This is a genomic window from Aquimarina sp. AD10 (assembly GCF_003443715.1).
Classification (GTDB): domain Bacteria; phylum Bacteroidota; class Bacteroidia; order Flavobacteriales; family Flavobacteriaceae; genus Aquimarina; species Aquimarina aggregata.
The window spans coordinates 554537-576974 of the sequence record NZ_CP031965.1; the positions used below are offsets into that span (position 1 = coordinate 554537).

At 30.1% G+C, this 22438-nt stretch carries 30 protein-coding genes; all 30 read right to left on the reverse strand.

What is annotated here, in order from left to right; translation table 11 throughout:
- Positions 1-14 precede the first annotated feature (14 nt).
- The 30 genes from D1816_RS02110 to D1816_RS02245 all read right to left on the reverse strand — a co-directional run bounded on the left by D1816_RS02110 (position 15) and on the right by D1816_RS02245 (position 22434).
- Positions 15-803, reverse strand: a complete 789-nt coding sequence (locus tag D1816_RS02110; RefSeq protein ID WP_066312839.1) for an aspartyl/asparaginyl beta-hydroxylase domain-containing protein — start codon at positions 801-803, stop codon at positions 15-17.
- A gap of 610 nt (positions 804-1413) precedes the next feature.
- Positions 1414-2661: a beta-ketoacyl-ACP synthase II gene (gene fabF / locus D1816_RS02115; RefSeq protein ID WP_199729966.1), complete on the reverse strand. Its 1248-nt coding sequence runs from the start codon at positions 2659-2661 to the stop codon at positions 1414-1416.
- 49 nt (positions 2662-2710) lie between these two features.
- Positions 2711-3301: a TetR/AcrR family transcriptional regulator gene (locus D1816_RS02120; RefSeq protein WP_118500990.1), complete on the reverse strand. Its 591-nt coding sequence runs from the start codon at positions 3299-3301 to the stop codon at positions 2711-2713.
- Positions 3302-3357: 56 nt separating this feature from the next.
- The gene (locus D1816_RS02125; protein ID WP_233565315.1) at positions 3358-3885 is read right to left on the reverse strand and encodes a DUF4269 domain-containing protein; all 528 of its coding nucleotides are present in this window, start codon (positions 3883-3885) and stop codon (positions 3358-3360) included.
- A 213-nt stretch (positions 3886-4098) separates the two neighbouring features.
- Positions 4099-5001, reverse strand: coding sequence for a hypothetical protein (locus D1816_RS02130; protein WP_118500991.1), 903 nt, complete (start codon positions 4999-5001; stop codon positions 4099-4101).
- Positions 5002-5093: 92 nt separating this feature from the next.
- Complete coding sequence (locus D1816_RS02135) at positions 5094-5471, reverse strand: DUF2200 domain-containing protein (RefSeq protein WP_118500992.1); 378 nt, start codon at positions 5469-5471, stop codon at positions 5094-5096.
- A 219-nt stretch (positions 5472-5690) separates the two neighbouring features.
- Positions 5691-6062 (reverse strand): hypothetical protein, encoded by a 372-nt coding sequence (locus D1816_RS02140; RefSeq protein WP_118500993.1) that lies wholly within the window; start codon positions 6060-6062, stop codon positions 5691-5693.
- Between the two features lie 437 nt (positions 6063-6499).
- Positions 6500-6922, reverse strand: a complete 423-nt coding sequence (locus D1816_RS02145; protein ID WP_066312820.1) for a hypothetical protein — start codon at positions 6920-6922, stop codon at positions 6500-6502.
- A 182-nt stretch (positions 6923-7104) separates the two neighbouring features.
- On the reverse strand, positions 7105-7494 hold the full coding sequence (locus D1816_RS02150; RefSeq protein ID WP_118500994.1) for a hypothetical protein: 390 nt from the start codon (positions 7492-7494) through the stop codon (positions 7105-7107).
- Complete coding sequence (locus D1816_RS02155) at positions 7470-8150, reverse strand: alpha/beta hydrolase (RefSeq protein ID WP_118500995.1); 681 nt, start codon at positions 8148-8150, stop codon at positions 7470-7472. The genes D1816_RS02150 and D1816_RS02155 overlap by 25 nt, the downstream gene beginning before the upstream one ends.
- Positions 8151-8373: 223 nt before the next feature.
- A complete protein-coding gene (locus D1816_RS26260; RefSeq protein WP_369887124.1) occupies positions 8374-8571 on the reverse strand; it encodes a DUF6463 family protein in 198 nt (65 codons plus the stop codon).
- Positions 8572-8598: 27 nt separating this feature from the next.
- Positions 8599-8772, reverse strand: coding sequence for a hypothetical protein (locus D1816_RS25535; RefSeq protein WP_158597794.1), 174 nt, complete (start codon positions 8770-8772; stop codon positions 8599-8601).
- Positions 8773-8795: 23 nt separating this feature from the next.
- Positions 8796-9377 (reverse strand): NAD(P)H-dependent oxidoreductase, encoded by a 582-nt coding sequence (locus tag D1816_RS02160; RefSeq protein ID WP_066312812.1) that lies wholly within the window; start codon positions 9375-9377, stop codon positions 8796-8798.
- Between the two features lie 9 nt (positions 9378-9386).
- Positions 9387-9779, reverse strand: a complete 393-nt coding sequence (locus D1816_RS02165) for a hypothetical protein (protein WP_147405111.1) — start codon at positions 9777-9779, stop codon at positions 9387-9389.
- Between the two features lie 10 nt (positions 9780-9789).
- Positions 9790-10284, reverse strand: coding sequence for a DUF2867 domain-containing protein (locus D1816_RS02170; RefSeq protein WP_118500997.1), 495 nt, complete (start codon positions 10282-10284; stop codon positions 9790-9792).
- Positions 10285-10323: 39 nt separating this feature from the next.
- Positions 10324-10650, reverse strand: a complete 327-nt coding sequence (locus D1816_RS02175) for a hypothetical protein (RefSeq protein ID WP_118500998.1) — start codon at positions 10648-10650, stop codon at positions 10324-10326.
- A gap of 55 nt (positions 10651-10705) precedes the next feature.
- The gene (locus D1816_RS02180) at positions 10706-11287 is read right to left on the reverse strand and encodes a Crp/Fnr family transcriptional regulator (protein ID WP_066312802.1); all 582 of its coding nucleotides are present in this window, start codon (positions 11285-11287) and stop codon (positions 10706-10708) included.
- Positions 11288-11541: 254 nt separating this feature from the next.
- Positions 11542-11994, reverse strand: coding sequence for a hypothetical protein (locus D1816_RS02185; RefSeq protein WP_118500999.1), 453 nt, complete (start codon positions 11992-11994; stop codon positions 11542-11544).
- A gap of 209 nt (positions 11995-12203) precedes the next feature.
- Complete coding sequence (locus D1816_RS02190; protein ID WP_118501000.1) at positions 12204-12941, reverse strand: hypothetical protein; 738 nt, start codon at positions 12939-12941, stop codon at positions 12204-12206.
- Between the two features lie 219 nt (positions 12942-13160).
- Positions 13161-14540: a GyrI-like domain-containing protein gene (locus tag D1816_RS02195; RefSeq protein ID WP_118501001.1), complete on the reverse strand. Its 1380-nt coding sequence runs from the start codon at positions 14538-14540 to the stop codon at positions 13161-13163.
- A 162-nt stretch (positions 14541-14702) separates the two neighbouring features.
- Positions 14703-15137 (reverse strand): DUF1801 domain-containing protein, encoded by a 435-nt coding sequence (locus D1816_RS02200; RefSeq protein WP_118501002.1) that lies wholly within the window; start codon positions 15135-15137, stop codon positions 14703-14705.
- 238 nt (positions 15138-15375) lie between these two features.
- Positions 15376-16281, reverse strand: coding sequence for a PD40 domain-containing protein (locus D1816_RS02205; RefSeq protein WP_118501003.1), 906 nt, complete (start codon positions 16279-16281; stop codon positions 15376-15378).
- Between the two features lie 196 nt (positions 16282-16477).
- On the reverse strand, positions 16478-17005 hold the full coding sequence (locus D1816_RS02210; RefSeq protein ID WP_066312772.1) for a hypothetical protein: 528 nt from the start codon (positions 17003-17005) through the stop codon (positions 16478-16480).
- 98 nt (positions 17006-17103) lie between these two features.
- Complete coding sequence (locus tag D1816_RS02215; RefSeq protein WP_118501004.1) at positions 17104-17904, reverse strand: hypothetical protein; 801 nt, start codon at positions 17902-17904, stop codon at positions 17104-17106.
- A gap of 90 nt (positions 17905-17994) precedes the next feature.
- On the reverse strand, positions 17995-19044 hold the full coding sequence (mltG, locus tag D1816_RS02220; RefSeq protein ID WP_118501005.1) for an endolytic transglycosylase MltG: 1050 nt from the start codon (positions 19042-19044) through the stop codon (positions 17995-17997).
- A 284-nt stretch (positions 19045-19328) separates the two neighbouring features.
- A complete protein-coding gene (locus tag D1816_RS02225; RefSeq protein WP_118501006.1) occupies positions 19329-19703 on the reverse strand; it encodes a hypothetical protein in 375 nt (124 codons plus the stop codon).
- A gap of 218 nt (positions 19704-19921) precedes the next feature.
- Complete coding sequence (locus tag D1816_RS02230) at positions 19922-20377, reverse strand: hypothetical protein (protein ID WP_118501007.1); 456 nt, start codon at positions 20375-20377, stop codon at positions 19922-19924.
- A gap of 33 nt (positions 20378-20410) precedes the next feature.
- Positions 20411-20878 (reverse strand): hypothetical protein, encoded by a 468-nt coding sequence (locus D1816_RS02235; RefSeq protein ID WP_118501008.1) that lies wholly within the window; start codon positions 20876-20878, stop codon positions 20411-20413.
- A gap of 188 nt (positions 20879-21066) precedes the next feature.
- Complete coding sequence (locus D1816_RS02240; RefSeq protein ID WP_118501009.1) at positions 21067-21780, reverse strand: hypothetical protein; 714 nt, start codon at positions 21778-21780, stop codon at positions 21067-21069.
- Between the two features lie 147 nt (positions 21781-21927).
- Positions 21928-22434: a hypothetical protein gene (locus tag D1816_RS02245; RefSeq protein ID WP_147405112.1), complete on the reverse strand. Its 507-nt coding sequence runs from the start codon at positions 22432-22434 to the stop codon at positions 21928-21930.
- Positions 22435-22438 lie beyond the last annotated feature (4 nt).

The following is a 22438-nucleotide window of genomic DNA, read 5'->3' on the forward strand; positions in this document are numbered from 1 at the left end:
GATTATATTTTGCATTAAACAGATTTCAAAACTTGATTTGGTCCATGTTCAAAAATTTTCTTGGCATTTTCGATATGATTAGATTTCCCCAACATTTTTAGTCCAATTTTATTTAGAAAAGACAAAGGGAAAGGTAATTTTCTAACAAAATCAAATATTAAAATTACTCGTATACTTTCAGAATTATTCCAAGCTTCATGTTCATTTGTATGATCGAAAATAAATATTTCACCCTCTTTCCAATGGAAAAAATCATCATTCACCCTTATTTTACATTCTTCGGGAGAATCAACTTTTAATCCTAAATGGCAACGTAATAAGCCTGCATATTCGCCCCGATGTGCCTTGATATGAGCTTTTGGTTGTAATATTGAAAATAATGCAGTTTGTATTCCTGGAATTTTTTCAAGTAGTTTTCCGGTGGCCGGAGAGCGCTTAAAGCCACGTTTTATGCGATGACCATAGAGATAAAATTGTTCTATTTTCCAAGAGTCTTTCTTTTTAGTTTTTTCATCACCAGTTTCTCTAGAATATCGCTTATCTACATCTTCATAATAAACAACGGTATCTAATTGGTCCAATAGTAAATCTAATTCCTTACGTATAGTAGTCCAATTCTTTTCTAAAGCATATAGCTCTTTGTAATTTGCAATATCTGTTTCTCCCACCTTGTTCTTTACAGTTTTTATAATCATACGATCTACAAAGCCTAAGTAAGATTTCATAATTTTTGATACAAATCTGTCCTTAAAGGTTGAGGACTTTTTGCCTCCATCTACCAATTTTATTTCTTGATTCTTCATAATTAATTCTATTATATTTTATGGCTGTTTTTGATGCTGGTTATCATCAGAACCTTATAAAGATTCATGATTTTTTTTGATTTTCTGTTAGAGGTTAGTTTTTTTGTACTTTGATTTTATATTGAAGTTTTAGTCGTGTATTTAAGAAATCACTGACATTTTTATGTTTAAGATAATGTAATTTTTAATTTGCTTTAACATACCATAATCGTTAAGTGTATGTACTTTAGAGATTTATATTTTAGGCTCGTTTTAAGGTTTTTTTTGACGTTGGTTATTAACTTTTCAATTGCAAGTAGTACGTTTTAAGAAAAACACGATAACCATTCTATTTGTGAACCATGAGTGCTTATATATTGTTGTACTACATTTATAGTTTATGACTAAGTTTAATAAAACAATCTTTGTCATTTAATTCAGTTCCGATTTGATTTAAAATTTTCTGAGTTAATTCTAGCGTAGGGATAACTATTAAGAGATTTGTTAAATATAAATATTTTTGCTCTTTCCCTTTTCTTTAATAAACCCCAAAACTTTATGTTTACTGAACTTTATTAGTACTTAGTTAACTATGAGTTAAACATAAATGTCTTATGTTTTCTATGGATTGTTAGCCAACGTACTTTTTTAATATTAATGCAGAGCAATGTCCTCCAAATCCAAAACTATTACTTAAAGCGTAATTAATTTTTTTATGAGATTTTGTTCCAAGTGATAAATTCAATTCATTAGGTATGTTTTCATCTATTTTTGTTGTGTTAATTGTAGGGGGTATTAAGTCTTTATTTACAGATAAACAAGTCGCTATTGCTTCGATAGCACCTGTTGCACCCAATAAATGTCCTGTCATAGATTTAGTAGCGCTAATTTGTATGTTATTAATATTGGATTGAAAGAGTTTTTCAATGGCTTTTATTTCAGATAAATCTCCTAATCCTGTAGAAGTAGCGTGTGCATTAATATAGTCGATATCTTTAGGAGTAATTTTCGCTTCTTTTATTCCATTTTCCATAGCAAGATATGCACCTAATCCCTCGGGGTGTGTTCCAGTTATATGATAAGCATCAGATGTTTCTCCACCTCCAATAATTTCTGCATAAATATTTGCATTTCTTTTTAAAGCCGAATCTAAACTTTCTATAATTAAAGTACCAGCACCTTCACCAACAACAAAACCATCTCTATTGGTATCGAATGGTTTTGAAGCAGTAATATAGTTGGTGTTATTTGTAGACATTGCTTTCATAGCATTAAAACCACCGATTGAAGCTTGGGTTATTGGAGCTTCTGAACCCCCGGTAATTATTATGTCAGCTTTTTCTAATCTTATATAGTTAAAGGCTTGAATGATACTTTGTGTTGAAGAAGCACAAGCCGTTACAGGAGTATAATTTACGCCTCTAAGTCCATACTTAATAGAAATCATACCAGAAAGACCGTTAGCTATTATTTTTGGTATGAAAAAAGGATTAAATCTTGGGTTGAAATCATTTTTTGTGTATTCAATAACTTCGTTTTCGAAAGTTTCAAAACCACCAATTCCACTTGAAAAAATAACTCCTATTCTATTAGTGTTTAATGTAGAGAATTCTAATTTAGCATCTTTAATAGCTTCTTCTGTTGATATTAATCCATATTGGCTATATCTATCCAGTTTTCTGGCTTCCTTTCTACCGAAATAGTCTAAAACATCATATTCTTTTATTTCACACGCAAATTGAGTTTTAAAATTAGTGGAATCAAAGCGTGTTATCTTATTGGCTCCTGATATTCCATTTAAAAGATTTTTCCAATAGTGGGTTACATTTTTTCCAATTGGTGTTATTGCCCCTAATCCTGTTATTACAACTCTTTTCATAATTACATTATTTGTATATACCGTACGGTATATGTGTATTTAAATTTTTTTAATCTAATTTTATTTGATGTATTTCTTCTATTAAAAAGTCTATATTATTTATTAAAATTTCGGGTTTATTTAATGTCTTTGCCAATAAAATGCTTCCCTCAATTAAGGAAATCATTCTGTACGAAAATGTTTCGATATCTATATTTTTAAGTTCATTGTTTTTAACACCATCAGCTAGAATTAAGTTGATTTTTTGATGCCAATTATGAATAGTTTTTATTACTTCTTTGTTAAGTAAATCATTACCGTTATCAGCATCTACTGCCGTATTTAATATAGCGCAACCCCCATTATTAAAAATGGGCTTAAATTCTGTTTTATAATGATTTAAAAAAGCAAGTAATTTATTATCAGAGTTATTTTCTTTTTCAATTTTAGATAGTACTTGTTCTGTTTGGAATTTATAGTTATATCTAAAAGCTTCAAGAGCAACTTCGTTTTTATCTTTAAAATTTCCATAGATACTACCTTTTGTTAATCCAGTAGCATTCGTTAAATCAGATAAATAAGTTCCGGTATATCCTTTTTTATTGAATATAGAAGCTGTTTTTTTAATTATTAATTGTCTCGTTTTTTCAGACCTTATCATACTACAAATATACTCTACGGTATATGATGTAGCAAATTTTTTATTTCCTTTAGTGTTTATATTTCAAATTTCAACAGTTCTTTATAAGGATTTCCAGTCAAGCCCAATAATTTTGCAAAAGCAGGCTCTGTCTTTAGTCCTTCTTGTTTCAGCCGTATTATTTCTGCTCTAAATCTATCATCTTCTGAGTTCAGAATTTTATGCTCGATTATCATATGTTTATATGCATCTTGATTTTCAGTTGGGCAATCCTGTCCAAAAATTTCAATTTTAAATTTACCCGATTGAAATATAGCAATAGTTGATTTTAGCTCATTGAAATTACCCGTTTGTATTTCGAAACTGTCCTTATTAGAATATAACGATTTAAGAGTCTTAGTAAACCCAATATGATCTGAGCTTTCGCAAATGATATCTAAGTCACTTTTAGGAAGATCTATCCCAATGGGAATGGTTCCTGTTAATATGGGATTATAGTCTTGGAGGTTTTCAAAAAGTGATAACTTCATCAGTTCTGTATAAGCTCTTTGCTGACGATCATTTCCTGCCCTGAGATATTCAATATTCGTAAAATCTATTGTCAATTTCTTCTAATTGTATACATTATTTAATATAAAAATATAGGGTAGGTGATAAGCACTTTAGTTTCGGCTTACTAATTCGCTAAATACACTATTTTGTGTTTATCGTCAATCATTAAAATACCAAATTTTGTATTGGTCGATATAACAAATAAGCCTAGTCTTTTCGATGGATTTTAGTTCATACTAGGTTTTGATACAGTGTTGTAACCAGTTTTACAACCATTCAGCTTTAATTCCTTTATTATTAAATTCTTCAAATACGTTTTTTTTAGCATAACATAACACCACTTTTTTTAAGTTCGGAAAATGCTTAGTATCTTCAGTTTTCTCTATGTCCCAGTAATCTTCCCAACCCTCGGCAAACCTCAAAAGTTGCATATAAATATCGTTTCCTCCATCTTGATATATTTCGGTTACTTCACTTGCTAATTTTTTTGGTATAGGAAGTTTTTTAAAGTAATTTGTTACCTCTGGTATTGGTTCGTAACCTTCCTTTTCAAGATCAATCTCTCTCTTGGTATACCCTATAACAAATTCAAATAAGTCAAATTTTGGTTGAAGAAGTTCTTTGTTATACATCAATTCCTGAATAATAGATAATTTAAAACCAAAATCTGAAAATTCAATCGTTTCTTCATTTAATTCTTTAATCAGATACTTATCCCGAGGTATTTCTTTAATTGTCGAACCTTTAAAAGTAGCTATTTCAATGGCTACAATGTTGTTATCAATAGAGTCAAACCAGACACTAATATTATTAAGAACTAGTGCACCAGATGAGTCTCCGTCAAAAAGCTTAATTCTTTTGTCTTTATTATTTTTATAATAACTAATGAGTTCTTCATTATCAAAATAAAATTTTCCTTTGAAAATCTGTTTAGGACTAAAATCAAAATCCTCTTTTTTTAATTCAAGTAGTAAACTTTCTGCAACTTTACCATTTTTTGAATAAGCAAGGATTCCTAAATCATCCCAAGTGTAGATTGTGTTATTTTTTCCTTTTTTTGTTCTTTTGGTAACAGAAAGTAATTTGCTTAAAAATTCAATTTCTATTGGAAAACTCAAAGCAACACCATTAATATTAAATTTTTCTTCAGATAAACTTAACTCAATCATATTTTTTTGTCTTATTGGTAACAAGGGTTAGTATATGATGCTTAAAATTTCGCAGGGTAGCCATAGATTTTATAGCTTGTTAATACCAATTTTCACTTCTTTTCTTTACGTAAAATTTTATCCATTTTACGACCTCTTGCCAATTCATCAATTAGCTTTTCCATACGTCTACATTGTCTATACAATTCAAATTCATCCTCTATCTCTTCAATTCGATAACCACAAACGACCCCTTTAATCAGGTGCGCGTTTGGATGTATTTCAGCTTTTTCAAAAAAAGTTCTAAAAGTTGCTTTTTCATCTATAAGAGCTTGTAAAGAATCTTGATCAAAACCTGTAAACCATTTAATTATTTGGTTGAGTTCTTCTTTTGTTCTACCATTTTTTTCCAATCTGTTTAGGTAAAGGGGGTAAATTGATCCAAATATCATATTGGCAACCTTTTCATTTTTTTCGGATGTAACTTTCATTTTTACTTGAATTTGAATTGATGAGTACCAACATTAAATGTAAACATCTGTAGGTACAGAAAGTCAGTCACTTTCAAAAATAAACAAGGTGTTACACTTTTTTTGGTTCTAAATTTTTACTGTTAAAATAATAAAAATTATAACTCTGACATCAGAAATACAAAACTTCCTATGTTCAAAGTACTTAAAAGCATTGTGTTTACATATTGATGTAGTGTTTTATTCTTCATTCCATTGCTCTACATCATTAACCGGGTTTGGTAATCTACCTTCTAACCATTTCATTAAAGTACCGGGTTTAAAATCGGTATTTTTAGTTTCAATTACCCATGATAAAAAATCAGTTGGTCCTCCATTCATATATGGAGGAGGAGAGACAGGATAAAATACAGTAGGTAATCTTTCATCGATTGAGATATAGTTAATTACAAAACCTAATTCTTGCACAACATTCCAAGCTAGTTTATGATTGGTATCAAGAGAGAATTTTAACCACCAATATCCGTCGGTGTCTCCAAAAGAAATTGGCTTTTGAATACTTGGTATCTTTTCTAAAAAATCAGTTAATGTTTTAAATGCTCTTTTATCCATTTATTGTAGTTTGTTTTTTAAATATTCTAGTATTTTTCAATTCCAATAATATTTTTGGGTACTTGTTATTTTTAAATCCGTACATACAATTTTGATAATCATATAGTTAATAAGCGCATTTGTGGGATAACACTTTCATTTTAGGGTTATCAGTAACGAAATCACTTTTGCATTCGGAACAAATGCAAATTATCCTATTCATTTGGATGTTAGAATTAATATTTTAAAAATTATTTTCAAACTTTATACTTCTCTGATATGTGATAACATTTAATATATGTGTCGTAGCAGGGCAAAATATTACCTTGCTTTTCGGTTTTTCTGTGCATTGGTTGCTAATTTTACTTTTGCAATCATTGTGTCTTATCAAAAATACACTTACCATTTGATTGATCATTTAGCTATTTATGATCACATATATAGTATTGTACACTGTTCTATTTTTTTATTTCGGAAAAAAAATGATTAAATTCAATGGTATCTCCATTCAGATCAAACATTTTTTCTTCAAATTGATATTCTAAGAGGGGACCATAAATATTTTTTTCATCTTTATTTAAGTCAATAACATAAAAGTCAGTTTTTGTTGTGTCTACATTCCATTGGTTAGTGTAATAATTTGGATGAGTTTTTACGATTATCATATTTTCATTACTCCCATAAGCGAAAACGTAATCAGGTACAATAGTTTCCCAAATTCCATTTTCAAGTATTGAGTCCGTCTTTTTTCCAACAAACTGAATTCCGTTAAAATCAATCTTTTTTAAGTAGTAATCCTTAGCAATATTTTTTTCATAACCTTTCTGTGTACAGCTTGAAATAGTCGCAAATAATGTTATATAAAGTATTAGTTTTCTCATATTGTATAAAACGTCAAATACATGAATCGGAGTAAGGCAAACAATCCAGAATCAATACATTTATCTGCGCTTTTTTATTTCTTATTTAATTCATAAAAATCTAACGCCATTGCAAAAAGGAAATGACCTTTTGATGTAGCATTAAACTTTGCTCTAATTTCGTATATAATGTTATCAGCTTTTTATTCTTTAAAATTTAGAACATCCAGTTTCATTTCTTTATTCCAAAAATCTACTTTGTCTTTGTAGATTCTTGTAATTGGGTAACCATCAATTTCTTTTTTCGATTTCCAAGTTAGATGAACAACAGCAATTCTTTTATCTTCTAGTTCCAATACAATATCATCATTATTCGTCTTTCTTGCAATTAGTTTAGCGTTATCATTACATAACATATGATCTTTAGGTAATTCAAGTTTGAGTTCGTTCATTAACATTTGAATACTTTTCTCTTCCATTTCGATCGCACTCCAATAGGGTTCAATAAATTTCAATTCAAAAGTTAAGTTGTTTAAATCTGATCCTAGATTTTCTGCTCTATGACATTCTAAACATGCTTTTTTGTGTCCCATAAATATGCTAATTGTAAGTTTATAATATTAGATATTTCTTTAGCTCTATTTACTATCATGAAATGCCCTCCATTCTTAACCCAAATTACACCTCTTAATTTACGATTATTAAAAATTCTGTCACTATCCCCTTGAATATGTGTTAGATCAAGTTTTGAAGCTCTAGAATTTTTCCATTTCATGATTTTGTTAATAGCCCAGACCATAAATTTCTCATCAGTACTATCGATTATTCTATTTAGTAGTTCCGATTCGTCTTTAGATTCAACGCCAAAGAAATAATCAGCAGTCAATTTATTTGACCATTTGAGAATGAATGAAGGGACTATTTTATAAATCTTTGTAAAGCTTACTAGTTTGAGATCAAATCCATACTCTTTGAAGCTTTTTACACTAGATATAATTATCAATTTTTCTATATCAATATGCTTAGATATTTCTTGTGCTACAATCCCTCCAAATGATACTCCTACAAGTATTACATCTTTAGAAAGATCAATTTGTAGAATCAATCTTTGAGAATAAGAGCTTAAAGACTCATTTTTTAAAGGGTCTAACCATTTGATATGCGTTTCAATCACATTATCAATTCTTAAGAAATTAAAAACTCTTTCATCAGCTCCTAATCCGCTTACATAATATATATTTTTTGTCAATTTTTTGAATAATTAGTCACAACAATTTGTGTATGAAAAGTAGCAGATGATAATCTACTACTTTTTACGATATCTAGGCAAAATAATAAAAAAAAATGCAAACCAATTGATCTGTGTTGATCCTACTATTTTTTATATACGTTGTTGTTGGTAAACGTTATTTTTAAGGTTAGATATTCATATTTTAACTATGTTTTCTAGTGTTTCATATTTTCTTTATTTTTTAGCTTCTGCTTTTTAGTTGATTTTTTTGAAATAACATATAAATTGCATGTGGTAACATTAAAAATGTCATTCCAGAAACGGGTATCATATAAACTCCGATTACTATGATAATCAAGTAAGTCAAAATAAATTTTTCAGGTAGTTGTCCTCTTATTTTTTCTACATAATTGACTAAAATTCCAAGAGGAATGAGCAACAGACCATAGTAGACAAACCAAAACGCTTAAAAATTTTCGAAGTTCATTTGTCCATTCAGTAATGGAAATTCAAAAAGTCCCTCACTAATTTTGAAAAAGAAATTGTCTGCAAATTTTACAAATTGTTCACCAAAAGCAAAAGGTGAAATCCCTAAAAGTGTATGGGTAATTCCAAAAAATACTAAAATCTTTCCGTTCATTATTTTCTGTTAATTATTTTATATTACCTACCAGTTTCACCTAGTTTTTGAACTCTTTTCAACCATTTTGTTCTAAATTTTTCTTTGGATAGTCTGATTGGTCCTATGGTTGTAATTCTTACTTTTTTTACTCCAACAAAGTTCATTGTTAATTTTTTCATTGCCTTATGACTAGGATTTCCATAAAACCACTTGTAATACCAACTAGGTTGGTCTAAAGTGCAAATTATACGAGCTGTTTTGCCAATAAAAAGTTTATCCCACCATATTGAGTTTTTCCTTTTGTTAAAAGCAAACCCAGGAAGAAGAACTCTATCTAAAAAACCTTTCATAATTGCAGGTACTGAACCCCACCAAACTGGATAAATCCAAACTAAATGGTTTGCCCATTTCAATATTTCTTGACCCTTTAATAAATCAGGTTCAAGTTCGGTTCGTTTCCTATAACCATATTGAAGGTTAGGATTAAATTCTAAATCTTGTATAACAATTTCTTGAATTTCAAATTCTGATGTCTTTGCACCTTTTTTATAGGCTTCTGCTAAAGCGTAATTATAACTTTCTTTGTCTGGATGCCCTATTATTAATGCTATTCGTTTGTTCATTTGTTTGTTTTAAGTTCCTAGAAAAGTTAAAATACTAATCCCCAATAAAATTATCCACCCAGGGTGTTTGCCTTTTGTTGCTGTAAAAACTAAAATAGATGAACAAAACATTGAAATTGAAATTGAAGCAATTATGAATTTTAATAATTCTTTACTCACTAAATTTTGGTCAAGGGCAATTTTTATAAGTAAAGTACCGATACACCAACCAAAAAATGATGTTAAATGCCAAGTAGCCCAAATAATTCTAAGATGTCTTTCTTTTAGGCCATTAGTGACTAATGTTGGCACTAATTTATTAGTTTTTTTTTTCGTTCTAAAAATTAACAATTCACCGAGTATAGAATGTAACAAGCCTAGAATGAGACAAAGAATACCAGAAATAATTAAATAAATATTCATATTTTTAGAATTAGATTTGTTTTGTGGTGTAGGCTCTTTTGACTATTTGTTTCATAATTAATTTATGAAACGGTTTGACGATTACCATATAGACTTTACCGAAACTTTTATTGTATTGAACTATTGTAGAAACTTTAATATTATAAGTGGGGTCGTGAGAATTGTAAATACTAACTCTAAAATCGAGATGTTTATCATCAGCACCCAAATTAATTTCATCAGTCATTATTTTGTATATCTTAAAAAAACCTATATAACCTCCAATTTTGAATTCTGTGCTATAATCTGATGGTTTTTGGGTTTTTAGTTCAATTTTTTTCGCAATTACATTTCTTAGTTTCATTAGTGTTTTAACCCAATCTGGAAAGTCGGCAAATACCTTATTTGTAATTTTATCTAAACTATCTGAATGATTTGTCGTAGCATAAGTGTCTGAATAATCTACCTTTTTTGAAATGGTATTAATTAAACTGTTGATAGGTATGTTTTCTAAAATAACTTTCATACTTATTTGTTTATTTGATGCTTGATGAATAATTAAAAGTTAGAAGTATTTTTTTATTTTTTGTTCAAATGTGTTGCTTGCAAAATTGTTTTTTGTAAAGAATCTATATAAGGTGAGACAAGTAGGGATTGTCAAATAAAAGGAGCAAATGATGAAAGTAACAATACTTAAAAATACAGCTAAAATTTGTATAATAATTTCCCCTAAATAGTTTTGCTGTTCCATTATAAATTGATGGACGGCTATAGAATAATTGTAAAAACGAATTGAGACTTCATAGAGTAGCCAAGCTGGATAAAACCATTTTCTAATAGGTTCCCACCATTCACCCCAAATTGATTTTAGTTGTTTGTTGTTTTCTTCCATTTTTAAATCTTTTTACAAAAGTCATTTTAATGGAATACTTATCATTTGATATAAATCAAATTCGAATTTTAGGGTTGCGGATCCGGCTTAATGTTTCAAGTGTAATTCCTAAATATGATGCAATGTGTGTAAGTGGTATCCTTTGGGTAATGTCTGGATAAATACCGATTAAGTTCTTATACCTTTCATCTGCTTTTGAAAATTGAATAGTGTGTAGCCTTTCGCAAAGACCTAACATCGTTTCTGTAACAACTTTACTAATAAATCGTTCAAAATCGTGGAATTTGTTAGAAAGTGAGTCTACCGTTTCTTTTGAGAACTCTATGACAATTGATTCTTCTACAAATTCTACATAATGTGGGCTGGGTTGGCTGCTAAAAAAACTTACAATAGAAGCCATAAACTGATTTTCAAAAGTAAACCAGTCTGAAATGTCTTTTCCGTCTTTTAAATAATAAGCTCTGGCACAACCTTGTACAATTAAATAAGCTTTTTTAGAGTATTGTCCTTCTCGGACAACAGTATCACCTTTTCTATAAGTAATAAGTTTTAATTTAGCAATGAATTCTTGCTGACAATCATTAGATAATGGTGAATAAATTTGTCCAATTTTATTTAATATATTTTCAATATCCATTTTTTATTGATTACAGTTTTTTGGTTTAATAAAGAGGTTGATTATAAGATTTGCCAATGTCTCGTAGAGGAAACGTAGGGCAGGTGACAAGCGATACGTTTCGGATTGGTACTAAGCCAAATATAAATATTTTGCTTTTATCATTTTTTGTAAGCGCCAAATTTTATATTTGACGACTTTGGAAATAAACAGAGACCTTTCAATTAAGCTCAAAAGCCCTATGTTTTTTTTATACGTTGTCATCACATGTTTTTTTAAGTTGCATAAATACTGATTTCGTGATTCAGTAATTCCTCTTGAAGAGCTTTTTTATATCCATCCGTTTTTTCAATTTCGGATTTCCATTCAGTTGCATCTCCAAAATCCATCGCCCAAAAGTTAACACTTTCAATTCCGTCAAAATTTTTAGGATCAAAAGTCAATTTAAGTTTAATTTGATAGTATTCTTCTTCTCCGTCAAGTTGTATTTGTCGAGTTAAAGTAAATTCAAACTGCTGGTCTTCTTCAGGATTCCAATTATTCGTTCCATATTCGGCAAGTAATTCGTCTGTTTCTTCGTTTGTTGAGCAATTTTGTATTTCATAATGAGCTTTAAATTCTAGTATAGTGTCAAATGCCCATTCAATCCAAGGCTTAGATTCAGACGTAATATGTTTTTCTAGAATTTTGTTTAAAATTTCCGTTGATTGCTCAAGTTTTATTTTCATATGTTATCTTTCTGAATATGTGCTAACGTTTAATATATGTGTCGTAGCAGGGCAAAATGTTATCTTGCTTTTTTGGTTTTTTTGTGCATTGATAGCTATCTTTTACTTTTTGTAAGTATTGCGCCTTATGAAAAATACAACAACCATTTGATTGATAACTTGATTGCTATGATCATATATATGTTGGCGTAAAACGTTTTTTATTCAAATCATTTTTTGTACTGAAGCTGGTATAGTTCATCTCTATTTGAATTAAAATCCACATCAATGCTAAATTCGTGATTTTGCTTTTCTCTTAATAAAGCTCCTGACAGGTGAAGTATATCCTTCCCTTTATAAGGAGCAATCATAAATCCGAAGAAACGATATTCTTTAATATCTCCAAATTGTGGTTCAAGTTTGATTAAACGTGGTACAAGCTCGTTCTTATCAAAGGGAATTAATTCGTTATTAAGCATGGTTTTTAGATTTTCAAATTTTTTCTCTTTAAGCAAATTCACGGTTTTATCATTCAAAGATATTCTTTGTTCAACTTTTTCAAGTGTTGAAACAGGGTATTTAAATTCTTGTTCAACATTGTTTTTAGAAACAAGAATTACGTGGATGGCATCGTAATTCTTTTTTTCTTCCTTTAGATTCTTGTAGAATATGTATGCTATATTTGAGGAAGGTAATATTGGTTTATCTAATCTTTTCTCAATCTCATCACTTTGACTCATTTCAATTTCGAAGTATTTTTTTGTTCCATCGCTTGTTGAAGCTGATACTCCTATAGAATATTCGCAACGACCTCCATAAAAATTCAGAATTTCTTCAATTCCATTATTTTCATTATCAGTTATGTTAATTAAATTAGATAGTAAGCTAGGTTTTTCTTCTCCTTCATGTTTATTTCCGCAAGAGACAAGTAAAAGGACGCAAATTAGTAGGCTTATAATTTTCTTCATAGGTTTTGTTAAAATGTTTTACAATGGCTTCGACTATGATTAGTAGGGGAGTAGTAGAGCGGTAATTTGCGTACTTACACTTAGTCAAACCTTTTAATTTTGTTTTATTTTTCATTTTAGAAGCCAAATCAAGAAGTTTGGCGGACCTTAACAATTACGCTAAACTTTGGATTAAACACGAACCCGTATTAATTATACCCATTGTTATGTGGTCGTTTTTTATTCAAGGATGTTTTTTATGTCGTTTATGAATTTCAGTGATTCTTTTTCAATTCGTTCAGTTAAATTTCTTTTATTATTAAAATCAGGGTTTTTTAGTATGGTTTGGTCAATTATTGATAAACTATTATCAATTGATTCTGCTAAATGGTACTTGTTCCAATCGCTACCTTTAAAAATTTTCCAATACTTTTTTCGAATACTTTTGTTTTGACCTGATAAACAAATCGAAAAATACAGTTCTTTGTGATTTAAAATGATAACGAATTTAAGCTTTTGCTTTTTTAATTCATCTGTCGTTAAAGAAAAATAAGAAAAATTAGGGGCTCCTTGATAAATCTTTCCGAGTTTAAAAATTGTATCATATTCTTTTTGAAAAAAGAGCCTCAATTCTTTCATATAACTTATCAATTGATGATAATCTAAGTTGCCTTTATATTTCGATAGATCTAAATTGTTGATTTCTCCAAGTTTAATATTTTCAGTCTTTTGTAAAGGAATACAAATGTCTATTATGAATTTTTGTTCAGGATGAGTTTTGTAGTCATTATGATACATCTCAAAATAATCTCCATCTCTAAATTTATAACCATTTTCAATTACCCAAATAGACATACTTTTCCAAGCTTTTGAAATTTCTTCTGCTTTAATTTCAAAATGCCCAATGCTATAAATCCCTTTCTTTAGATTATGTTGGTTAATTTCTCCATCTGTATTTATATTTTCAGATATTGTTACACAAGCGCTAAATCTCACTTTTGAGGTTTGGGTAATATTCGGGTTGTCATGATAAATTGTTATTGCTTTAAAGTTTGAAGTGTCTAAGACTCTTTTTTGATGTCCCCATTCCATCAATTTTTGAAACATACTACCTGCTTTTTCAAAGTTTCCGATATTAGATATACTTGCAAGTTTTAATTCAGGTAATTCTTTAATCGTTATTTGCGCATTCATTTTAGTCCATTGTTTAATATTATCAATGGAACAAATGTATTTTTCTGACGAAAAAGGTTCTATACCAATCTTGCTAAGTAATTCTTTTCCCTCGGATTTAAATTTAGTTGGACTAATACCGTAGTATTTCTTAAATGCTCTTGAAAAAGAATTATCACTATTAAAACCATATTTATATGCTAGGTTTTTTAAAGAAGAATTTGGTTTAACCAATAAAATTGCGGCAATACGTTCAATCCGCTTCCTATTGACGTATTCGTTTAAGCTTTCGTTTACTAATGTCAAAAATACTCTATGGAAATGGTAAGCCGAATAATGGGCTTTCTTAGATAAATATTCAAGTGATAGTTTAGTGTCAAGATTATTCTCTATGAAATCCAAGACGATATTTATTCTTTTAATGTATTCTCGTCTTGTTTCATTCATTTTATTTTCGGTTTTTCAAATGCCGCGCACCGGTTGGTTTATGGTTAGTTGCAGAAAAGGCGTAAGTCATTTTCTGCTATTGGCTAAGATAATTAATGCGTGCTAGTTTCTGTTTAGGAAATTCTGCAGCAATGAACGATACATGTTGTTGGCTGGTCGTTGTTAGTTTCTACAAGCACATTCATGGTGTTCGTTAAGATATGCAATCGTTTCCATACTAAGTTTTTCTAAAATTGGAATATTTATGTCAGTTAGTTTCTTAAAATAAATACAGGCTTTACCCATTTTGAATTTGCCTAAATCCATCAAAAGAGTATCACTTTTTTCTGTTTTCGAATAGATATAGAGTGAAAATTGCGTTTTTCGGGGAGAGAAACCTAACAAAGGAGCATTACCCTCATGACCACTTTCATATTTATAGTGATAGCTTCCAAAACCTATTATTGTTGGCCCCCACATTTTTGGTTCAAAACCTGACCATTCACTCATCAATTCGATTAATTTACGACTATCAGCTTTTTTTTGATCATTGTCTACATATGATTCAATAAAATCAAAGACGTCTACTTCAGTTTCGGTGGTTTTATTTTTAGCCATTTTGTAATTATTTTGAGTGCATTTTCAATACCTACCAACGGTCTTGTGTATGAAACTTAGGGCGTAAAAAGATGCTTAATTTTCGGATAAACATAGAGTCGAATTTTTATATTTTGTTTTTACTTTTTATTATAAAAGCCAAATTTTCAAATTTGGTGGTCTTTACAAATAAGAGCAGAACTATTAGTTTATCGCATGTTAGCTATGTTTTATACGCGTTGTTGGCGGTAGTTATTTTTTATTGTTTAGGCCTTAACCTTTCAATAACCTGAGCATCCACCCAGAACATATCCGTATTCTCGTACTTGTCAGTTGGTTTAACCTTTCCAACATTTCTGTTAAAGAACAGATATTTTCCGTCAGGTGTCACACTTGCACCATATTCAGAAGCTTCAGTGTTTATATTTTCGCCGAGGTTAATAGCTTTACTCCATGAATCATCTTTTTGTCGAAAACTAACATAGATATCAGCATTACCATAGCCACTATCTCGTCTACCATCCCAAAGAATATAAGACTCATCTGGCGCAATAAAAGGATGGGCATTCGATTTTCCAGTATTAATCTCTTTTCCAAATGATCTGGGTTCTTCACGTTCCCCATCTATTAATCTAGAGTAACGGAGATGACCTTCTTCAGACATCTCATCGAAAACATAGGTTCCTTTAGCCGACGTGGTAAGTCTCATAATAGGGATTTTCATAAATACGGTGTCGAGTTTTTTTATCTCCGACCAACCAGTACCAGTACGCTCTTTATACCTTCTTCCCAAGTGCATTTTTTTCCCATCGGGTGATATGAAAGGTTGTCCAACCCTTGATGATATAACAGAATCCTGCCATTGGTTGTTTTTATATTGGAAGACAACAAATTCCATTTTTTTATCTTCCTCTTTTTCTCCAACTTCTCTGATGAAATAAAACTCTTTAAGATCAGGCGTAAAAACACCATCAATTTCCCAATTCAAAGTTGTAACTAATCCAGGGGCAAAAGGTTCTGGTATTAAACCAGGCGGCTTTTGACCAAGGTAAGGACTTTCCGTGGTCGAAAAATCATTCTCTTTTGTTTTCGGTTTTTCAGTTTTGCAAGCATTTAATAATATTATGAATGCTAACACTGAAAATTTAATTATGTGATTTCTCAAAGTTTAATTTGTTTTAATTACCGCAAAGATTTAGTATATGAATCGGAACAAGGCAAGTATGTCTAAACCAATAGATCTATCTGCGCATTTTTGTTTCTTGTTTAATTTATAAAAATCTAGCGCCATTGCAAAAAGAAAAAGACCTTTCGAGCTAACACTAAACTTTACTCTGATTTCATATATGATGTTACACACTTTACTTTTCTTTTACCTCTTGTTTACTAAATCGTTCTCCAGTCTTTTTATCAACTTCACAATTTATAGTAACAGTTTTTACTTTGGTTTTATAAAGAGGTAATCGAATTTTTGGCAGTTCTTTTTTCCATTGCCAATTTTCCATATGAGGCTCATAATCATAAGTGATATTAAACTCAGTGATATACTTTTCAGAATCATTTTTTGTCAAATTCTCGTTCGCTATAATCAAAGTCCTTATTATATCTTTTCGAAAATTATTGGTTTCGTCAATGGGTATTATTTCAATTCCCTTATCATCCCCATTATTAATTAATAATACTCTGACAATTACATCATCCTGATTTTTTCTATAGTCGTAATCAGTATTTATTTTTCTGTGTATTGTTTTTACATAATTATATCCACTATCAATAGTTTTAACCTTTAGAAAATCTTCGTATTTATACTTTTTATATAAATCCGTATTCTGAGCTTTTATTCCACCACAATAAATAAATATAGAGGATATGAGTATTAATAGTTTCATTTTTTGAGGTTTTGTGTGTAACAAAACTGCAACGACCTTTGGTTAAGCCTAAAACAGTAATTATTTTTATACGGTGTTAGCATACGTATTTTGTTTTTTCAAGGTCGATTATCCATAAATGTTATTAGAAATATGATATTTAACTCTTCCCCATGTCTATAATAATAGTCAAAATTGGGTAATTTATTTATAACTTCAACAAGTTTTTTTTCTAAGCTTTTATCGGTAATTCCTTTGACTTTTGAAATAGAAAAATCATTTTTTGACTTGCCAGTTTTTAAATAAATAGAAATCTTTCTATTTTTCAATTCATTTATACTTTTTTGGTCTAAATTATTTTCAATAAAAGCAATTAAGTTTTTCGGACTCTCAGTGTAAATGGATTTATAATAGTTGCCATTTTTAAGTTCCATATTTTCAATTTGTCCTTTTTCGATAATTAATTTCCACTCTGATTCGTAAATTGGGAAACCTGGACTTTGACTCATCCAAATATGTTCTCCTTTTGGAACAAAAAGATTGCCTGAATACCAATCTGCTAAAACCACATTGTTTTTTATTTTATCAGGAAATAGTTTATTTAAGTCAGTTTTTATACTGTCCTTTTTAAAGTTGAAACTGTATATGTTAGATAAATAAAGTTTACTATTTATAATTTTCCATTCGGCAATATAGTTTTTTAAACAACCCCAACATTCAGGTTTTGCTTCTTTGTTATCGAAAAGATTTTTTTGGTCAAATGTAGAGAGGCAGTATAAAGGAAAAGTTTGAATTTGAATTGTATCATTCTCCCATATCAACAAATCAGGTTCGGCATACGGTTGTCCGGCTTTTTGTCGATATTGACAAAAACCAATGTTTATTGACAAAAAGATTATATAAAGGACTGTTCTTTTCATATGTATGCTAACGGCTCGACTATAGTTAGTACGGGAATTAAAAATAGGGAACTTTCGATTAAGTACTTAGCCAAAACTTTTTATTTTAAATCAATTTCTTCGTTGGTTAGCCAACCACTTTTGATAATCAGCTTTACCTTTAGAAAACTCGGTAGCGCTAGGGTAAAAGTGGTGTGACCCGTCATTGGCCTCTACATTAAGCACGTAATAAAGATTTTCCGTTTGTTCCGGATTTAGAGCCGCTTCAATAGCCGTTTTGCTCGGGGAACTTATTGGACCAGGAGGTAAGCCAAGTACTTTTCGAGTATTGTAAGGGTGATTCACTTCAAGATCACTTTTGTGAATTATGCCATCCCAACGGCCGAGTAATTTGGCAATGTATACATTTGTTGCATCAATACCCAAAGGAATCTTGCTCTCAAGGCGATTGTAAATTACGGAAGCAACTAAACCACGTTCGGCATCTATTTTTGACTCATTTTCAATGAGACTAGCAATGATAATAATTTCTCGCTTAGTTCTTCCCATCTCTTGTGCCAACCCACCCCATTCTGTTTGCCAAACTGATTTAAATTGTTGAACCATTTTAGCAATTACATCCTTGGGGTGAGTACCGTATTTAAATTCATAAGTTGTAGGGTAAAGATAGCCTTCAAGATTTTTTGCCTTAGAATCAATCTCTTGAATTAGTCTGGTATCGTCCATCAACGACAGAACTTCTTTTTCAGTCAATAACGATTCTACTGGAAACTCTTTTACAATACGTTTGGCAATCTCAAACCGTGTCCAGCCCTCAGGGATAGTAAGCGTTTTGGTCCGTTTTTTTCCTTGCTTTAGTTGGTTTATTACATCTATAGGGCTGATGGGTGAAGGAAATTTGTAATCACCCGCTTCCATCTTATCATCCATTTTAGAGAATCGCAAATATATCTTTGTTGCCAGAGGAGCTTGTAGTATTTTATTTCTTTCTAATACTTCGAGAATTCTATTCGATGAGGAACCTTGTTCAATTGTAATGTATTTCGTTGCACAATTATGGCTTATTGGGCTATGTAAAGCGTTATATAACCAAAAAGAGAATCCTCCAGTAATTAGGATTACCAATATAAAAATTACCATTATCGGGTGAGTCAATTTCATCTGGAAATATATTTTAGATTTCGAAGTTTAATAAAGGAATTTTTCTATTTTGTTAGTGGTTTAAACTAGTTTCAATCTTTTAATTGAGCTTTATCTATTTTCAAAATGTTTTACGACGTTATAAATATGTGTCGTAGCAAAATAAATTGTTACCTAGCCATCGACAACCTGCGCTGGTTTTATAACTTTTCTCTCTAGAACCTTTGCGCCATAGCAAATATACTAGAACCTTTGGTTTATCACTTAACAGCTATGATCACATATATATATATACCATACGTTTATTATTTCAGGAACTCATAACCTTTGTGTCTCAAGTATGTAGTTCCGCCAATCTTAAATTTCGTTTTGGTCAGTTGATCAATTTTTGTTGTGTCTTGTCCATCTAATGAAACGAATTGCATTTGAACTTCCTTATTTACCTTTATCAAAGTAACAATTGTTGGACAAGATTTATAAGGTAATATTTCCGTTTGCTTTATTTCGTCAGTATAGGGTATAGTTTCCCAGTCGGTTAAATTCTTATTTGATTCAAAATTTAGCCACAGGATTTCTTGTCCGTTTCGGTCATTTTCTGGAATCCAAAATCCATTTAGATTTTCTCGAACAGAGTCCAATTCAGTCAAATCAATTTCATAGTCATTTTCGACTGCTATCAAATTTCGATTTGGATTTAAACAACCAAATAGGAGGAATATCAGAATTATTATTTTCAAACGTTATATTTCTTAGATGTGTGGTAACGGTTCGGCTATGGGTAGTTGATTAACAGTACTAAGTTAGCAAAAAGGCACAGAGCGAGGAATATTCGGAGAATATTCCGATTAGCACTTACTATACTCAAGCAATTATTTACAGCCATTGTTATACAACATTTTTATTTACTTTTTTTAATCCACTTTCCAAATACGATTCCGACTAAAATTGCAGGCAAAAAGCCAATTAATGTTATCCAATAGAATGGTTTAAAAATATAATCCTCAAACGAGTCCCAAAAAGTATCGTAAGGTTCCATTCCCTCTTGTACAAATCCAGTCCATCCAACAAGAAAAGCAGTTATTATCAAAGTCAAAAATCCGTATTTTGCTCCGACTTTATCAGAATCTTTTTTCTTAATCAAAATTTCATACCCAGCATTTTTCCCGAACCAGTATGCAAGTCCGTAAAAAATTCCAATTCCGATTAATATATTTATCCAGTAATTCCAGTCAAACATCCATTGAAAACTACCACCAGCAAGTAAGATCATAAAAAGAAGCGCGATTAAGATTCCAATTGTTGCAGACTGCAAAGCTTTTTTTATTCCAATATTTTTAGCTGTTTCAGGTTTCATTTTATGTTTTTGGCAAATGTCGTGCAACGTTTTTTAATTGTTTTGTTTTTTATCAAACCTTTTTCTATAAATTTTAATCAAATATTCCAATCTTAATGAGCTAATATTTAATTCGTTAATATAAAATTCCGTTTTGTCTTTATTTGTGTTTACAACAAGATATTCCTGTTGAATTGAAGATGAATAATTTGGTTTAACAATCACCTCCATTTTTTTTATTTCAGACCAGTTAATAAAAGATTCGTTTTTTAAAGTCAATCCTTTGTTGGATAGTCTCAACTGAATTTTAGGTTCTTTTTTAGCTTTTTTTACATTTTGATAAACTCCATATAGAAACAAAAAAAATAGTAATAATGCTAAATATCTTAATCCATAAAGGTTAAAGTAAGCAGAATAAAGACAAACAATCATTAAGGTGCTCCATAAAATATTTTCTGTTAACAGTTTTGTTCTTGAAAGTTTAATTATTGTTTCATCTGGAGCATAGCTGTTTCCTTTCATTGATATTAAGAGAATTGGTTTATGTTGTACAACGGTTGAGCTATGAACAGTACGGGAGCAAACTGGAGTTTGCTTTCCGCCACGCACATAGCGAGATCTTTTGGTTTTGATTTATTTTTTCCTGTCCAGAGCAAAATCCCAAAGATTTTGCCCGAACCCGTATTGTTTATAGGTTGTGTTGTACTTAGTTATTCCTTCACGAGCCATTGTTCGAAATATAGTTTTTCAATCAACTTTCTATTAGCAGGATTAACGATTTCCTTTAGAGAATTCTTTTCAGACAAGTCAATTTGATACCAAATGAGCTCATCATCTTTATCAAAATTTAGGTCTGAATCAATGTCCCTACTAGTTCTAAAAATTATTTTGTCCGTTTTTGGAACAATTTTATAACTTTCTAAGTTCTCATTTAATGGTGAAAGTCTAACTAATTCGCTTCCGTCAATTTTTGAAATAAATAAATGCAGGGGGTCTTCATAATTAAGTCTTTTGTCTTTATTATAATCCTTGTCGCCGATTTTATATAAAATACGGTTTCTTAATATTGGACCCGAATTTTTAATGTTACACTCAAAGTCCGCGATACGAATTTTGGAATTTATCAATAAATTGGTTGTATCATTATCGCTATTAAAGAATAGAATATTCCAATACCGAGGGTAATCTTCTGCTTCATATTCATAACTACTATATCTTTTTTCATAATTTTTTTGAGTAGTTATTGGCAATAGTACCTGACTAGTACTATCTATAAACGTCAAATCTGAGTACACAAAATTATACTCATTTAATATAGAGTCAATTTGCGTTTGAGTTAAATCCCTTTCTTCAATTACACCAATTCTGGGTTTATCATTATTACATGAAAAGAAAAATAAAATAATAAATAATAGTTTTTTCATAATTAAGTACAACGTGTTTGTGTATGATTTCATTGCGTGTTTCAGTAATTAAAATAGCAAATACAAACCGAATAGAAAATCCGCGAGGATTTTCTTGAGTAGGCGAGTACTAGCAATGAATTATACATGGTGTTAGTTGTAGTTTTTTTAATATTTTTCAAGCCTTGGTTTATCTCCTGCTAAAAACCAAACCTTATTATATTCAAAAATGGAATTTAATATTAAACGATATGATTTAGTTTTATAATTAAAAATCACATTCAAATCCGTCACTGGAATAGTTTTGCCTTCTTCACTTATTTGCTGTTCACGTGTATTTATCTCGATATCTTTGAATTCAGCAAATTCCAATTCAATTCCAAGCTTAATTCCGTAATCTTTTAGATTTTCAAAACGATTTATGAATTGTTTTACTTCGTTTGGATATTTAGTAAAGAATTCAGTTATCTCTTTTTTATTTCTTTTAATTCCGATACTCTTTGAAAATTCAATCAAGGTTTCAGGCTCAGGAATGATTTTCATAATTTTAGTTGAGTCATTAGACTTTAGAGCATTAAAAAAATCTATTCCAAGTTGTTTCGGACTATTTTGCCCAAAAGATTTCGAAATGGTTATAATTCCAATCGATAGGATGATTATTATTCTGTTTTTCAACGTC

Excerpts from the sequence above, each read along its gene's own strand:
- D1816_RS02110 (WP_066312839.1), bottom strand. The coding sequence starts at position 803 with ATGAAGAATCAAGAAATAAAATTGGTAGATGGAGGCAAAAAGTCCTCA.
- fabF (WP_199729966.1), bottom strand. The coding sequence starts at position 2,661 with ATGAAAAGAGTTGTAATAACAGGATTAGGGGCAATAACACCAATTGGA.
- D1816_RS02120 (WP_118500990.1), bottom strand. The coding sequence starts at position 3,301 with ATGATAAGGTCTGAAAAAACGAGACAATTAATAATTAAAAAAACAGCT.
- D1816_RS02130 (WP_118500991.1), bottom strand. The coding sequence starts at position 5,001 with ATGATTGAGTTAAGTTTATCTGAAGAAAAATTTAATATTAATGGTGTT.
- D1816_RS02135 (WP_118500992.1), bottom strand. The coding sequence starts at position 5,471 with ATGAAAGTTACATCCGAAAAAAATGAAAAGGTTGCCAATATGATATTT.
- D1816_RS02140 (WP_118500993.1), bottom strand. The coding sequence starts at position 6,062 with ATGGATAAAAGAGCATTTAAAACATTAACTGATTTTTTAGAAAAGATA.
- D1816_RS02145 (WP_066312820.1), bottom strand. The coding sequence starts at position 6,922 with ATGAGAAAACTAATACTTTATATAACATTATTTGCGACTATTTCAAGC.
- D1816_RS02150 (WP_118500994.1), bottom strand. The coding sequence starts at position 7,494 with ATGGGACACAAAAAAGCATGTTTAGAATGTCATAGAGCAGAAAATCTA.
- D1816_RS25535 (WP_158597794.1), bottom strand. The coding sequence starts at position 8,772 with ATGAACGGAAAGATTTTAGTATTTTTTGGAATTACCCATACACTTTTA.
- D1816_RS02160 (WP_066312812.1), bottom strand. The coding sequence starts at position 9,377 with ATGAACAAACGAATAGCATTAATAATAGGGCATCCAGACAAAGAAAGT.
- D1816_RS02165 (WP_147405111.1), bottom strand. The coding sequence starts at position 9,779 with ATGAATATTTATTTAATTATTTCTGGTATTCTTTGTCTCATTCTAGGC.
- D1816_RS02170 (WP_118500997.1), bottom strand. The coding sequence starts at position 10,284 with ATGAAAGTTATTTTAGAAAACATACCTATCAACAGTTTAATTAATACC.
- D1816_RS02175 (WP_118500998.1), bottom strand. The coding sequence starts at position 10,650 with ATGGAAGAAAACAACAAACAACTAAAATCAATTTGGGGTGAATGGTGG.
- D1816_RS02180 (WP_066312802.1), bottom strand. The coding sequence starts at position 11,287 with ATGGATATTGAAAATATATTAAATAAAATTGGACAAATTTATTCACCA.
- D1816_RS02185 (WP_118500999.1), bottom strand. The coding sequence starts at position 11,994 with ATGAAAATAAAACTTGAGCAATCAACGGAAATTTTAAACAAAATTCTA.
- D1816_RS02190 (WP_118501000.1), bottom strand. The coding sequence starts at position 12,941 with ATGAAGAAAATTATAAGCCTACTAATTTGCGTCCTTTTACTTGTCTCT.
- D1816_RS02195 (WP_118501001.1), bottom strand. The coding sequence starts at position 14,540 with ATGAATGAAACAAGACGAGAATACATTAAAAGAATAAATATCGTCTTG.
- D1816_RS02200 (WP_118501002.1), bottom strand. The coding sequence starts at position 15,137 with ATGGCTAAAAATAAAACCACCGAAACTGAAGTAGACGTCTTTGATTTT.
- D1816_RS02210 (WP_066312772.1), bottom strand. The coding sequence starts at position 17,005 with ATGAAACTATTAATACTCATATCCTCTATATTTATTTATTGTGGTGGA.
- D1816_RS02215 (WP_118501004.1), bottom strand. The coding sequence starts at position 17,904 with ATGAAAAGAACAGTCCTTTATATAATCTTTTTGTCAATAAACATTGGT.
- mltG (WP_118501005.1), bottom strand. The coding sequence starts at position 19,044 with ATGAAATTGACTCACCCGATAATGGTAATTTTTATATTGGTAATCCTA.
- D1816_RS02230 (WP_118501007.1), bottom strand. The coding sequence starts at position 20,377 with ATGAAACCTGAAACAGCTAAAAATATTGGAATAAAAAAAGCTTTGCAG.
- D1816_RS02235 (WP_118501008.1), bottom strand. The coding sequence starts at position 20,878 with ATGAAAGGAAACAGCTATGCTCCAGATGAAACAATAATTAAACTTTCA.
- D1816_RS02240 (WP_118501009.1), bottom strand. The coding sequence starts at position 21,780 with ATGAAAAAACTATTATTTATTATTTTATTTTTCTTTTCATGTAATAAT.